Below are 299 nucleotides of genomic sequence, written 5' to 3'. Positions count from 1 at the left end.
GATGCACCGTCATCACTTATCTTTAGCCGTCAAAACTTGAAACCACAAGCACGTGACGCACAGCAATTAGCTGACGTTGTGAAAGGTGGTTATGTATTGATTGATTCAGCAACACCAGCTGAAATCATTCTAATTGCTACAGGTTCTGAAGTTCAGTTAGCGGTTGAATCTGCTGCTGAATTAACAGCACAAGGTAAAGCGGTACGTGTTGTATCTATCCCTTGTACTGAGCAGTTTGAATTACAATCAGCAGAGTACAAAGAATCTGTATTACCAGCAGCAGTGACTAAACGTGTTGC

Annotated in this window: 1 protein-coding gene; it reads left to right on the top strand. The window is 42.1% G+C overall.

Translation table 11 applies throughout. From position 1 onward, the window contains the following. Positions 1 to 299 (top strand): transketolase-like TK C-terminal-containing protein (locus H5084_RS19365; RefSeq protein WP_310735778.1); only part of this gene is annotated, 299 nt, incomplete at both ends.

Origin of the sequence: Psychromonas sp. SR45-3 (assembly GCF_014163575.1) — a bacterium.
GTDB classification, from domain to species: domain Bacteria; phylum Pseudomonadota; class Gammaproteobacteria; order Enterobacterales; family Psychromonadaceae; genus Psychromonas; species Psychromonas arctica.
Note: the sequence above shows the minus strand (reverse complement) of the source record. Positions and strands in the feature narration are given on the sequence as shown.